We start from the raw sequence: 14,006 nt of genomic DNA, 5'->3' as shown, positions 1-14,006 counted from the left end.
TACATAAATTAGAAGTAAGAATTGTGTATTTGACAATTCCTAATACTCGAGTAGGAGGCGAAAGTATATGTCATATGGTTTTTGTGGTGGTTACGGCGGCTACAGTGGTAACGGATCTAACTTTGCGATAGTTCTCGTATTGTTCATTCTATTAGTTATTGTCGGCGCTGCATTCTTGAACTTCTAATATTTATTGAAGGCCTTGTAAGGCTACGAACAAAACAAAAATCTCATTGCAATTGGAGGTGCACTCTCATGGGTGATAGATTCGGAAGCACTTTTGCGTTTGTCGTTGTCATTTTCGTATTGCTTGTCATTGTCGGAGGCTCTTATTCAGGCTACGGCTACTAAGATGACAAACTTTCTGGGGCAGGTTTTAACCCAAGCTTGCCCTTTCATATCCACTATCCTGTTTTATGCAGCTACATTGGACAAGCCACGTCTTATTATAGAAATCCAAGCTCCTCCTACTATTTTCTTAGAAATCCTTTTCGACTTTCAAATTGTTTTATTTTCTAACATGTCATTTCACCTAATACAAGATAGTTTCGTTAGAAAAACTTACAAGTTATTAACATACTTAATCGTTTGATAGTACAATCACTTGTAATTCATTTATACCAAATAATAAATTTCAAGGAATAGTTGTTAGGAGGGGTAACACCTTGAAAAAAATGATCTGTCTATCTCTTATGCTAGTGCTCTCTTTGAACCTCTCATTAGCAGGATGCAGCCAAACGAAGCTGGCAAGCCCTCAAGGTACCTCTAAGGAAGGCGGAACGTTGATTGTCGGAATGGAATCTGACGCCGACCTTTTGGACCCGCACCGAGCTGGGGGCTGGGTAACAATGCGCGTAAACAATCAAATGTTCGAGCCATTAATTGGTGAAGATTTAAGCAAATCTTCTCAGGAAGCTCCTGTGCCTGAGCTCATACCTGTTCTAGCAGAAAGATGGGAGAAATCCGCCGACGGCAAAACCTACACATTTGATCTGAGAAAAAAGGTAAAATTTCACGATGGAACCCCGTTTAATGCTGATGCTGTATTATTTAATATTCAACGGCTTACCGATAAGAACTTTGAATACTATGATAAGCTTGCAGCCGGCCGTACAGTGCGCACCTTTAAATACTTTGATTCAGCCGAGGTAGTAGATGAAGACACCATAAATATTCATTTAAAACAGCCATTTGCTGACTTCCTCCGAATGCTTGCGCAAATTAATTCGCTGCAAATCGTTAGTCCTGACGCAATTAAAAAATATGGTAATGACGGGTTTGGCGAACATCCCTCCGGAACCGGCCCATTCACATTTTCAGAAAGAAAACGCGGAGTACAAATTACTCTAACGAGAAATGAGAACTATTGGGGCACAAAGGCTCATTTAGATAAAGTTATCTTCAGGCCGCTTTCAGATGCCTCCAGCAGAGTGCTCGCATTGCAAAATGATGACGTCGATTTAATTGCAGTTCCGCCGCCTGATTCAATCGAAAATTTTAAAAATCAAGGCTTCCATGTGATTTCCGGAACACCGCCCCACGTCTGGTACCTTACGTTTAACTTTGACAATGACTTTATGAAAAATAAAAAGGTCCGGCAAGCGATCAATTACGCGATTGACCGAAGAGGTTTAGCGAAGCATCTGCTCAGAGACACTGCTTCCCCTGCGTATTCGATGATGAGTCCCGGCAGCCCGCTCTATGATCCGCAAGAAAATACGTATGAATACAATCCGAAAAAAGCAAAACAACTATTGAAGGAAGCTGGTTATGAAAACGGATTTCGAACCATTTTGAAAACCTCAGTTGATGGTTCAGGACAGCTCATCCCTGTCGATATGGCGGAATGGATTCAAAGGGATTTAGGGAAAGTCGGTATTAAAGTTTCCTTGCAAACACAAGAATGGATTTCGTACCTGGCCGGCTACAATAATGGAATGTCAGAGGAAATCGGCATGAATCAAATGTCGTCGGGCAGAACGACACCCTACTTCTTGGCCATTGCTTCCCATTCAGCTTACAGCGCTCCCGGCGGCTTTAATTCAGGGAAATACAAAAATAAAGAGCTTGATGAAAAGATGGATGCTGCCGCAAATTCAGTCAGCGTAGAGGATGCCAATCATTTGTGGAAGGAAGCCGAGAAAATGATTATTGAGGATGCTCCTTTTGCACCAATTGTCAATGACTCTGCTCCTTATGTCGTTCATCCAAGAGTACAGGATTTTGTCGTCCCCGCAGAAGAATGGTACACCTTGGCTCCGGTTTGGGTTAAAAAAGAGGAAAATTAAGGAGGTTGGACTGATGGGAAAATTTTTAGCGGGACGGATCGCTTCTGTCATTCCGGTGATGTTTGGTGTCACCATTGTTGTTTTTCTGCTTATTCAGCTGATTCCTGGAGATCCTGCGAAGTCCATTCTCGGACCTGAGGCTACTCCAGAAGCTGTTAACGATTTGCGGAACGAATTGGGATTAAACGACCCTGTCTATATCCAATATTTATCTTGGATAGGAAATATTTCACAGGGTGATCTAGGGTTTTCCTATACGATGCATACCTCTATTGTAAACGAAATGATACCAAGGTTTTTAAACAGTCTAATATTAACTGCAGCAAGCCTGCTCATCTGTGTATTTTTCGGTGTTTTGTTCGGTTTGATAAGCGCTATTAAAAAAGGGGGCATTTTCGATAAAGTTAGCATGGGAGCTGCCCTAATAGGTGCGAGTATGCCGGTTTTCTGGATTGCCTTAATGCTCATGTGGCTATTCGGACTCCAGCTGAAATTATTTCCAGTAAGTGGAATGTACAATTTCAGGGACCCTGGGGGCTGGATTGATCTCCTTCATCATCTTGTTTTGCCAGCGTTTGCGACAGCAACTGTGTCAACGGCTGTAATCGCGCGGCTTTCAAGAAATACGGTGATCGATATTTTGCAGCAGGATTACGTCAAATACTTTGAATCATTCGGCATATCCACCGGAAAAATCCATTTCAGACATGTGATCCGAAATTCACTCCCTCCCATTATTAATATCTCCGGCCTACAGGTTGGTTATTTGATGGGCGGAGCGTTATTCAGTGAGATTGTATTTAACTGGCCGGGAATTGGACAGCAGCTCTATCTTGCGATTAATCAAAATGATTATCCCGTTCTGCAAGCAGGAATATTAATCATCGCGATAACCTTCGTCATTATTAATTTAATAGTCGATTTAGTAAATGTCTGGCTGAATCCTAAACTTAGAGACTCGCTGGAAGGAAAATCGTAAAGGAGTGAGACCATGTCTTCTGAATCACAGCTCAAGCTAGCTTTCAAAGCTTTTCTTAAAGATAAGTTGGCAGCAGGCGCTGCTATTTTCATTCTGCTATCATTTGTTGTTGCGTTATTTGCTCAGTGGATTGCTCCGCTTGATCCAACCGATGTTCCCGACCCGAGCAAGCGCTTGGTACCTCCTGGTTCTGAAGGATTTCTGCTAGGTACGGACCAGCAAGGAAGAGATATTTTAAGCCGGTTGATATTTGGCACACAGACGACGTTAATTAGCGCTATTCTCCCTGTTCTCATTTCAGCTGCTATCAGCCTGATTATCGGCATAACAGCGGGATATTTTCAAGGCTGGGTCGGAAATGTACTGATGAGAATCATGGATGTTTTCTTTGCTTTTCCAGCGGTGCTGTTAGCCATTGCGATTGCTGCGATTCTTGGTCCCGGCATCCTAAATGTAATGATTGCCATGGTCATTGTAAGAATCCCATACATGGCGCGAGTCGTTTATACAGATACCGTCCAAGAAAGCCAAAAGGAATATGTTGAAGCGGCAAAAGCCTTCGGAGTCAAACCGAGAGAGATCATGTTTAAGCAAATTCTCCCGAATGTATTACCATCCCTGATTATTTATAGTACGACGATTCTCGGAGTAACCATTACAACAGTAGCCGGTTTAAGCTTTATTGGGCTTGGGGTACAACCGCCTGTTGCCGATTGGGGAAGAATGGCAAGCGATGGCAGCGATGTGCTGATACAAGGATATCCTCACGTTACATTTTTGCCAGGTTTAGCGATTGCCATGTTGTCTCTTGCCTTCAGCATGGTTGGTGACGGACTGAGGGATGCTTTCGACCCATATGAACGGTCAAAAATGAAATTCACCTTGAGGAAACGAAAAAAAGCAGCATGAATTTTTCATCAATTAAGGAGGGAAAGGCATGACTGTAAATGCTACTGAAGAAACCCTGAACTTACTTCAGGTTGAAAATTTATCGACAGAAATAAAAACACCTGATGGCATAATGACAGTGCTTGAAGATATTAACCTCACTATGAAAAACGGGGAAATTCTTTCGATTGTCGGGGAATCAGGCTCAGGAAAGTCAATGACCATCCATTCCATCCTGCAGCTGATTCCTAACCAATTATTGTATGGCTATCACGGAAAAGTATCAATTGAAGGAAAAAACTTAACTTCCTTACGCCCTAAGGAAGTGAAAGACATCCGCGGCAAAAAAATATCATTGATTGCCCAAAACGCGATGACCTCCCTCGACCCTTCTTACAGGGTAGGCACACAAATCGTTGAAATCATCACCTCTAAAACGAATAAAAGCAAGAAAGAGGCAAAGGAAAAATCGCTTGAACTCCTCAAGCAGATGGGTGTTGATGATCCAATGAAAATCTACCAATCCTTTCCCCATCAGCTGAGTGGCGGATTAAAGCAACGAGTTGTGATCGCGATGTCTCTCGCCTGTGATCCGGATTTAGTCATTGCTGATGAACCAACGTCAGCTTTAGATCCGACCGTTCAGATACAAGTGTTGGATCTGTTAAAAAAAATCAACAAGGAGCTGGGCACAGCCGTACTTATGATCACCCACGATTTCGGTGTTGTCGCCCGAATATCTGACCACGTTGCGGTCATGTATGCCGGTCAAATCGTTGAGAAAGGATCAAAGGAGGAAATACTTTTTCATCCTGAGCATCCTTATACGAAAAGCTTAATGAAATGCATTCCTGATCTTTCTTGGATATTTGATCCCTCTAAAGGCAAAAAACCGCTTTGGCAAATTCCCGGAGAGCCGCCAAATTTAAAAGAAGTAACAAACAGCTGCCGATTTGCTGCGCGATGCCCAAGTGCACAATCTAAGTGCACAGCCTCCATCCCAATGTTAAAGAAATTATCCGGGGGCAGCCAAGCACACGAAGTACGATGTTTTTTAACGGAAGGAGTGATTTAACATGGCGAATCGTCCGTTATTAGAGGTTCAGAACCTGGAAAAAGTGTATGGGGCAAAAAAAAATTGGCTCTTCAAAAACGAAGGCTTTCAAGCGGTTAAAAATGTGTCATTTTCGATTAACAAAGGGGAATCCTTTGGTCTCATCGGTGAGTCAGGCTCAGGAAAATCAACGATAGGAAGAATGATTCTCCGTCTGACAGAGCCGACTGCAGGTAGTGTCTTTTATAATGGCGAACCACTCTTGACGCTTAAACCGCAACAAATGGAAGCGTACCGAAGCAAAATGCAGATTGTGTTTCAGGATTCTGGTTCAGCGTTTAATCCAAGAATGACGATCGGTGAACAAATCGCCTATCCCCTGCTCAAACAAAATAAGGAAGCGCGCCAAACAGCCGATCAAAAGGCTGCAAGCCTCCTTGAGAAAGTCGGCCTCCAGAAAAATTTCGCCACACGCTATCCGCATGAGCTTTCCGGCGGCCAGCGGCAAAGAGCCGGAATTGCCAGGGCACTGATCCTAAACCCAGAGTTTCTCGTTCTTGATGAACCCGTATCAGCATTAGATGTCTCAGTAAAAGCACAAATCATTAACCTTCTGCAGGAGCTGCAAGAAGAATTTAATTTAACGTACCTATTTATCGCCCATAATCTTGACCTTGTTGCTTATTTTTGCGACAAAGTCGGCGTCTTATCCAAAGGAGAGCTGATAGAAACCGCACCGACGATCGAGCTTTTCAGACACCCTAAGCACGAGACAACCAAAAAGCTATTAAAATCGATCCTAACCTTAAATGGAGATTTTGATGATTTCAGGGAGAGCTTTCGCCCAGCATTGAAAGGAGTGGTTAATTGATGAATGAAATGAGTTTGACAGATTACTTGATTGAAATATTAAAAGTAAAAAAGCCAATCGTTTCTGCCGAAGAGGAGCCTTCATTTACGTATTTTAATGGAGAGGAGAAATAGAAATGAAATCTTTTTATTTTCAATCCATCGCGGATCTTTCAAAGAAAATCGCCAGTAAAAACGTATCTCCTGTCGAATTGACCAGCCTATTGCTGAACCGTATTCAAGCAATTGAACCGGCTCTTAATGCATATATTGATGTGCTTGCGGATGATTCGAAAGAGCAAGCCAGACAGCTGGAAGAAGAGGTGCTGCAAGGGAAAATCAGAAGCCCGTTACACGGAGTGCCAATTGCTATTAAGGATATATTCGAAACGAAAGGAAGGGTAACGACTTCTGGATCAAAGCTGTTTACAAAGTGGAAATCAACCGCCGATGCTATCGTCGTCCAAAAACTAAAGGCAGCCGGTGCCATCATTATCGGAAAAACGAATTTACATGAATTTGCAATGGGCGCAACAACAGAGAATCCTCATTTCGGTCCTACGCGAAATCCTTGGAACGTGAACAAAATTCCCGGCGGATCAAGCGGCGGATCAGCGGCTGCAGTAGCCGCGGGAATGTGCTTTGGCGCTATCGGCACAGATACTGGCGGTTCGATCCGGCTTCCTTCCGCCTTATGCGGCATTGTCGGATTAAAGCCCACTTACGATGCCGTAAGCAGAAAAGGGTGTACTCCATTAAGCTGGTCGCTTGATCATATTGGCCCAATGACGAGGACGGTTGAAGACAGCGCGATTATGCTAAATGCAATTACGGATGATCCGAGGGCATTTGTCCAACTTCCCTTTGAAGCAGAAAATCTGGCAGGCGTAAAAATCGGACTGCTTACAGGTTATTTTATGGAGGGGCTGGACGACGAGGTGAAGGGCATATTTATGCAAGCAACGTCCAGGCTATCCGCTTTAGGAGCTGAAGTTGTAGAAGTACAGCTCGAGAATGTCGAAGAAGCTTTGTACGCCCAGCAAATCATCTCCAAATCTGAAGCCTTTACCTTCCATGAGCCGATTTTCGAAAAATATTCAAGTGATTATGGTACTGATGTACAGGTCCGGCTGAATTCAGCGGAATCCGTGACAGCGAGCGACTATTTAAATGCGCAAAGACTGAGAAAACACTTTAAAGGCTCGGCACTAAAGGCTATGGAAGACTGCGATGTACTCCTTTCTCCAACGAACAGCAGAGAACCATTGGATATAGGCACAAACCCTCCCCATGAAACGATTCACACGATTTTCAAACTAGGAAAAACTCCGATCGGCAACTACCTTGGCTTCCCCGCCATTTCGATTCCATGCGGCTTTACTTCCAATGAACTGCCGATTGGAATGCAATTGATCGGGAAACCTTTCGCCGAGCAACAAATTCTGTCAATAGGCTCCGTTTATGAAAATTCTGAACGATGGATAAAAAAGCTTGAACTAAATCAAGCCTACGAAAATGAAATGAATCAGGATGCCGTAAACATAAATTAAAGAATTCCTTGGGAAAGCTGAGAATACACAATAAATATAAGAATCTAAGTGTAAAACTGTATAGGGTTTTACACTCTTTTTTATGTATGGCTTTGTTTCACGCCTCTACGAGAAGGATTTTTTTACAATTACAACTTATCATGCATCAGTTGAGAATGAACAACTCAGAAGCTAGTATTATCACCCGCGGTCTATACATAAAATTATTTAACTAAGCCTTAAACCACTGATGTACTTAAAGATTTTCAGATTAAATTTGCAGTAATGGAATATGTATAACTTTAAGGAGGTTTTATGAATGGACGATACATACATTCAATTTGCTGCTAGTATTAGCGCTGTGATTTTTTTAGTTATTTCGATGCTTCAAACACTGCTCGCTTTAGGCTTCCCGTTAGGAGAATACAGCTGGGGTGGATTTCACAAAGGAGTCTTACCTGTAAAATTACGAATTGCCAGTATGATTTCTGCAATAATTCTTCTTATTATAGGGTTTGTCTTTTTAATCCATTCAAAAATTATATTAATAGAGATTACTTCTTTAAATATCATAGTTTGGATATTCACGGTATTCCTAGGGTTAAATACGATAGGAAATCTCGTATCAAAAAGTAAAAAAGAGAAACTGATCATGGCACCACTTTCTTGTATCGCATTTCTGTCCTGTTTATTTGTTACAATTTTCAGTTAATAGTTGTCAAAATGTATTTATAAGGTTTTATTCTGCTACAATGAAGAAAAAGGCAGGCGTGGTCATTTGATCATTTCAGACCCAATTTACGGAGAATTCATCATAGACGGTGTCCTTGAACAATTAATTCAAAGCCAGCCAATCCAACGATTAAAAGGAATCCATCAAGGCGGTGCAAGCTATTTAGTGAATCCGGAATGGAATGTCACAAGATATGAGCATTCTCTAGGCGTAATGCTGCTAATCAAAAAACTAGGCGGTTCTCTCGAAGAGCAAGTGGCTGGATTGCTTCATGATGTGTCACATACCGCTTTTTCGCATGTGATCGATTTTGTGTTTGATAATCACGCTGAAGACTATCATGAAAAAATCGTCCATGAAGTTGTGGAGAAATCAGAAGTTCCCGGTATACTTGAACAATTTGGCTACGATTATAAAGAAATTCTCTTCAATGATTCGAAATGGACATTGCTTGAACAAGCAGCTCCTGAGCTGTGTGCAGACAGAGTGGACTACACCTTGCGAGATATGTACCGCTATCGCCAAATCTCTTTAGAAGAAGCTAGACAGTTTTTAGATGCTCTAATTGTCGTTAATGGAAAAATGTATCTTAATCGATTGGAAAATGCAGAATGGTTTGTCCAGACGTATTACAAAGAAGTCATTGATTTCTTTATGGATCCCCTCAACATTTACGGCTATCATATGCTGGCAGATACTTTAAAGCTCGCATTAGAAAAAAAAATCATTCGCCTTAGCGACTTGCTTGGCACCGATGAAGAAGTCCTAGCTATCCTCCGCTCTTCAAATGACCAGCATATACAAGAACTTATGCAGCAAATCCACTACGATATAGAAGTCAGAGAAGATCTTAACGACTTTGATATCCATCGAAAAAATAAAGTACGTCTTATCGACCCTGCCGTACTGTTTGGAGATGAACTGGTACGCGCATCCACCCTGTCCCCTAGGGTGAAAAGAATGGGTGATAAAGCGTTATTTAAAGCCACAGAGGGTATGCGTGTGAAAATTATTTCAAACTAATACAGCTGCGGCTGTCCGAAAACTCGAACAACCGCAGCTTCTTTCCCTATTTGATCAACGAAACCACCGTATCCAGCAGCACATTTGCTGCCTTTGTGTATTCTTCATAGGAAGTGAATTCCGCTTCACAATGGCTTTGTCCGTTTTTACTAGGAGCAAAGATCATGACAGAGGGGATAAAGGAAGCGATGAATTGTGCATCATGCCCTGCTCCGCTGAACATTTTTTTGTAGGAATAACCTAAAGATTGAGTAGAATTCTCCATGTGATCGCATAACTTCTTATCAAACCAAACCGTATCTCGGCTCCACCTTTTCTCAGCCTTTACGCTGCAGTCTCCTACGATAGCCGGGAGCTCAGCAATAATTTCTTCAACCTTACGAATCACCTCTTCATCCTTGTGTCTCGCTTCCAGAGAAAATACAACCTTATTCGGAATGACGGTATGAATATTCGGTGTAACATTCATTTCACCCATTGTATAAACCAACTGATCATCTAGTTTCCCGAGTTTTTCTCGAAGCTCTGTAATTAAATCATTCGTTGCGAATAAGGGGTCTTTCCTCATCCGCATAGGTGTCGTTCCCGCGTGATTAGATTCGCCGATTACTTCAATTCCATAACAGACCATGCCTACGACACCTTCAACGATACCAATATCTAGTGACTCACTCTCTAAAACAGGGCCTTGTTCAATATGTAATTCCAAATAGGCTGCTGCTTCCTTCAACCGATTCTCTATACTTCCTTCATATCCGCTCGACTGTAACGCTTGTTCAAAGGTGATGCCCTCTTTATCCTTTTTTTGCAGTATTTCCCGTTTATTAAATTTGCCGGCTATGACTCCAGATGACATCATTGCAGGGTCAAATCTCGCCCCCTCTTCATTAGTGAAATTGACGATCGTGATCGGTACCCGCGGTTTTATTTGATGATCCACCAAGGTTCTGACGACTTCGAGCGCCGCGAGTACACCTAATGTCCCATCGAAACGCCCGCCTTTTTTCACTGAATCAAGATGTGATCCCATAACAATTGGCGGAGCATCCGAAGCACCCTTCAAGGTAGCATAAATATTCCCCATATCATCAAATCGAACGGACATGCCTAAGCTCTCGCAGCATGAACAAAAATAGTTTCGAGCTAAAATATCAGGTTTAGATAAAGAAAGTCGTGTAACTCCCTTATTCTCCGTGCGGCCGAAGCTTGCGAAATTCTCCAATTCCTCTTTTAACCTGAATCCGTTAATAAGCAGTTTTTGCAATTCCATCCTCTCAACCTCTTTTCCTATTTAACGTTTATTCTGTCTACTATTCTGTCTACGTTTTTCCGTACTGAGGGTTCAATTGTTGATATATCATTTTATCATGTTTTTTTCGAATATATAGAATTTTGTGATATTGTATGACAACTGATTCTTAGTTTCATATACATTCATGATTCAGAACAAATCTATTTCACCTAATTTCTTCATAAAAAAGTACACAGCATTATTTCCGCATCTTCTTGTACACATCATCTAAAAAAAATCCGATTCTTTATTCACTTTGAATAATGACATAATATCTAGAAATCTATATCATGTAAGAATACTTAACATGACTCGTAATTATAAATAACGTGTTTTTAGGAGGAATGATCGATATGGAAAATAACAGCTCTCAACATCTTAATTTAGAACCCTCAGTCTCAAAAAAGAAATTTACAATGCCTCATATTTATGTCATTTTATTTTTATTTAGTGCAGTAGCTGCAATTGCAACGTATTTTGTCCCGGCTGGTGTTTACGAACGCGTCCCCGGACCGGAAGGGAGAACGACAATAGACCCCGACTCATACAAGGCAGTTGAGCAAACTCCGGTTGGATTGGTAGATTTTATTACAGCCATACCGAATGGGTTAATTAGTGCCGGAGAAGTGGTCTTTTTTACACTAATCATTGGCGGGATGTTTATGGTTCTTCGGGAAACTGGGATTATAGAAATCGGTGTCGATAAACTGACGAGGAAATTCTCAACTAAAAGTATTACCGTCATACCTGTTTTAATGATTGTGTTTGCACTTATATGTAGTTTAATCGGAACGCAAGAATTGAGCTTAGTATATGTTCCGGTTATCTTGCCTTTGTTAATAGCATTAGGTTTTGATTCAATGGTAGCAGCTGCTATAGCATTAGTGGCAACAACAGCAGGCTTTACGACAGGTTTTTTAAATCCGATCAATACAGGGTTAGGTCAAAAACTGTCCGGTGTTCCTCTATACTCTGGTTTAGAATTCAGAATCATCGCATTTGTGCTCATAGTTGGAGCAGGTATCTTTTACGTTATCCGTTATGCGAAAAAAGTGAAGAAAAACCCAGAAAACAGCTACGTATATGAAGAAGATTATGCGAAACGTGAGCTTTATTCAAACAATGAAGCTACAGAAAAACGCATTGCAACAACCAGACAAAAAATTGCATCTGCAGCATTGTTCATATTGTTTGCCATATTAGTTTATGGAGTGTTAGTACAAGGCTGGTTTATGGTTGAAATGGCAGGAATATTTATTGTTATTGGGATCGTAGTCGGTTTACTCTCCGGGTTGAAGCCGATTGAGATTTGTGAAGGTTTTAATAAAGGTTTTCGTAAGGTATTAGTTGGTGCTTTAATTGTTGGGGTAGCAAGAGCAGTTGCTGTCGTAATGGAGAAAGGCCAAATTATGGACACGATCATTCATAATCTCGGCCCAGTTGTCGGTGAACTACCTTCTATCTTAAGTGCAATTGGAATGTTTTTCGTACAAATGCTGTTTAGTTTCTTAGTGCCATCCGGCAGTGGACAAGCATTGGTAACGATGCCGATTATGGCTCCATTATCCGATTTGATCGGTGTTACAAGACAAACTGCTGTACTTGCTTATCAATTGGGTGATGGACTTGGAAATATTTTATTCCCTACTTCAGGATATTTCATGGCGACGCTTGTAATAGCGGGTGTTTCTTGGCAAAAATGGGTGAAATTCTACTTGCCATTGTTCTTGATTTGGAGTGGTATTGCCATTGTACTGCTAATTATTGCCCAAGCCATTCAATGGACGGGATGATTTTAAGCATATATGTTCTATGGAATTAATATTGTCACTCTCCTCACGTTTTAAAACGTGGGGTTTTCTTTTTTCACAGAGAATTTTGTTTTTTAGTAAATAAGATAAGAATTATGCTTGATACATATCTTCCCGTATACAGTATTTTCTTCGTTATTCCCATGCAACCGCTAAATAAGTCTCTGCTTCTCTTTCACACAATCCATCCGTTCACAAGGCTGTTATGCTCAATGTGCATACAAATCGCAATTGTTTTTCTTTAAAAGTTAATTGAGTCTCCCCCCTACATCTGCAGATCTATAATCGCTAACACTTTAATCGATACTTTTTTTACCAATATTGCATTTAATCACCTGATCGAATGAGGACAATTGTCCTTTCGTCATATTAGAAAATAGGTTTGAAAGGAGGTTAATCTATACATCAGTACTGATATAAATAGGATTAAAGGGTGAAGTTATTGAATATTCAAGAATTATTATGCTATTTTAGGTCCAAGCGGAGGAGGAAAAACGACCTTATGTCAGACGGTAAACGGTATTATACATAACGACATCAAGGGAACAGAGTTTATAGGAGAGGTCACCATTGAAAAAAAAGCTTTCCGACTTTGGTATAAAGACTTTTTATCACGATCTTCAATTTAAAGATGCCGTTGTCCACGCTTCTTTTCAAGAGATTAGTCAATACCCAGAATCTATTAAAGAGAATATGTATTTCATGCAATATGGAGTTCGTCACGTAAATGACGAATATCTAAAAAGCGGGCTGAATTTTTTAAAACAGCACCAATGGAAAAGTTGGTAGGAGTGAATTTAAATGGATATCGTGTTAAAAACAAAGGAATTTGTTAGAGAAAAATTATCGGGTGAAGGAACTGGTCATGATTGGTGGCACATCGAACGAGTGTATAAAAATAGTTTATCGTTAATAGAGAAAGAAACTGTTGATCATGTAAACAAAGAAGTCATCGAACTGGCTGCTCTCCTTCATGACATTGCAGACTGGAAGTTTTACAACGGGGATGAAACCATCGGACCAAAAGCAGCGAGAGAGTGGTTGGAATCTCAAAATATAGAACAATATGTTATTGAACATGTTTGTGAAATTATAATGAATCTTTCATTTAAAGGTGCGAACACGAAATCTTCAATGAAAACTTTGGAAGGGAAAATTGTACAAGATGCTGATCGTTTAGATGCCATTGGAGCAATTGGCATTGCAAGGGCCTTTGCATACGGAGGATATAAAGGACAAGAATTATTTAACCCTATGATTACTCCGAAAGAGCACAGAACATCTGCTGAGTATAAATCACAGAATACTACAACGGTTAACCATTTTTTTGAAAAGCTATTACTATTAAAAGAAAGAATGAATACTGAGGCAGCAAAGGAAATTGCACATGAACGACATCATTATATGGTCGATTTTCTAAAAACCCTTCTTAAAGAAAACCAATATGAGAATTCCCTGCATTATAGTAAGTTGCAAAACTTCCAAAGTAAAGGTTCATTCAGATAATTAAAACACATAGGACGTACCCATTGAAGGAAAATCCCTTTATAGTAGACAATTT

14 protein-coding genes are annotated in these 14,006 nt (G+C 40.7%); 13 read left to right on the top strand and 1 reads right to left on the bottom strand.

From position 1 onward, the window contains the following. Positions 1-67 precede the first annotated feature (67 nt). The 10 genes from AM592_RS23035 to AM592_RS01945 all read left to right on the top strand — a co-directional run bounded on the left by AM592_RS23035 (position 68) and on the right by AM592_RS01945 (position 9,343). Positions 68-187, top strand: coding sequence for a YjcZ family sporulation protein (locus AM592_RS23035; RefSeq protein ID WP_082363653.1), 120 nt, complete (start codon positions 68-70; stop codon positions 185-187). Positions 188-255: 68 nt separating this feature from the next. Further along, a complete protein-coding gene (locus AM592_RS23030) occupies positions 256-351 on the top strand; it encodes a YjcZ family sporulation protein (protein WP_082363651.1) in 96 nt (31 codons plus the stop codon). A gap of 323 nt (positions 352-674) precedes the next feature. Beyond that, positions 675-2,288, top strand: coding sequence for an ABC transporter substrate-binding protein (locus tag AM592_RS01980; protein WP_225970367.1), 1,614 nt, complete (start codon positions 675-677; stop codon positions 2,286-2,288). Between the two features lie 13 nt (positions 2,289-2,301). After that, a complete protein-coding gene (locus AM592_RS01975; RefSeq protein ID WP_053602220.1) occupies positions 2,302-3,267 on the top strand; it encodes an ABC transporter permease in 966 nt (321 codons plus the stop codon). Between the two features lie 12 nt (positions 3,268-3,279). Beyond that, a complete protein-coding gene (locus tag AM592_RS01970) occupies positions 3,280-4,176 on the top strand; it encodes an ABC transporter permease (protein WP_053602219.1) in 897 nt (298 codons plus the stop codon). A gap of 28 nt (positions 4,177-4,204) precedes the next feature. After that, the gene (locus tag AM592_RS01965) at positions 4,205-5,230 is read left to right on the top strand and encodes an ABC transporter ATP-binding protein (RefSeq protein ID WP_053602218.1); all 1,026 of its coding nucleotides are present in this window, start codon (positions 4,205-4,207) and stop codon (positions 5,228-5,230) included. Between the two features lies 1 nt (position 5,231). Further along, positions 5,232-6,080 (top strand): ATP-binding cassette domain-containing protein, encoded by an 849-nt coding sequence (locus tag AM592_RS01960; protein WP_082363648.1) that lies wholly within the window; start codon positions 5,232-5,234, stop codon positions 6,078-6,080. Positions 6,081-6,195: 115 nt separating this feature from the next. Further along, positions 6,196-7,608 (top strand): Asp-tRNA(Asn)/Glu-tRNA(Gln) amidotransferase GatCAB subunit A, encoded by a 1,413-nt coding sequence (locus AM592_RS01955; RefSeq protein ID WP_053602217.1) that lies wholly within the window; start codon positions 6,196-6,198, stop codon positions 7,606-7,608. A 298-nt stretch (positions 7,609-7,906) separates the two neighbouring features. Next, positions 7,907-8,299 (top strand): hypothetical protein, encoded by a 393-nt coding sequence (locus tag AM592_RS01950; RefSeq protein ID WP_053602216.1) that lies wholly within the window; start codon positions 7,907-7,909, stop codon positions 8,297-8,299. Between the two features lie 66 nt (positions 8,300-8,365). Further along, entirely contained in the window at positions 8,366-9,343 is a 978-nt protein-coding gene (locus AM592_RS01945; RefSeq protein WP_053602215.1) for an HD domain-containing protein, read from the top strand. 46 nt (positions 9,344-9,389) lie between these two features. Here the strand turns inward: AM592_RS01945 and AM592_RS01940 are convergent, their stop codons facing one another. Continuing rightward, on the bottom strand, positions 9,390-10,613 hold the full coding sequence (locus AM592_RS01940) for a Zn-dependent hydrolase (RefSeq protein WP_053602214.1): 1,224 nt from the start codon (positions 10,611-10,613) through the stop codon (positions 9,390-9,392). A gap of 374 nt (positions 10,614-10,987) precedes the next feature. On the opposite strand from AM592_RS01940, the gene AM592_RS01935 reads away from it, so the two are divergent. The 3 genes from AM592_RS01935 to AM592_RS01925 all read left to right on the top strand — a co-directional run bounded on the left by AM592_RS01935 (position 10,988) and on the right by AM592_RS01925 (position 13,951). After that, on the top strand, positions 10,988-12,427 hold the full coding sequence (locus tag AM592_RS01935; RefSeq protein ID WP_053602213.1) for a YfcC family protein: 1,440 nt from the start codon (positions 10,988-10,990) through the stop codon (positions 12,425-12,427). A 588-nt stretch (positions 12,428-13,015) separates the two neighbouring features. Next, entirely contained in the window at positions 13,016-13,234 is a 219-nt protein-coding gene (locus tag AM592_RS01930) for a hypothetical protein (protein ID WP_053602212.1), read from the top strand. Between the two features lie 12 nt (positions 13,235-13,246). After that, positions 13,247-13,951 (top strand): HD domain-containing protein, encoded by a 705-nt coding sequence (locus AM592_RS01925; protein ID WP_053602211.1) that lies wholly within the window; start codon positions 13,247-13,249, stop codon positions 13,949-13,951. Positions 13,952-14,006 lie beyond the last annotated feature (55 nt).

Origin of the sequence: Bacillus gobiensis (genome assembly GCF_001278705.1) — a bacterium.
Classification (GTDB): domain Bacteria; phylum Bacillota; class Bacilli; order Bacillales; family Bacillaceae; genus Bacillus; species Bacillus gobiensis.
Note: the sequence above shows the minus strand (reverse complement) of the source record. Positions and strands in the feature narration are given on the sequence as shown.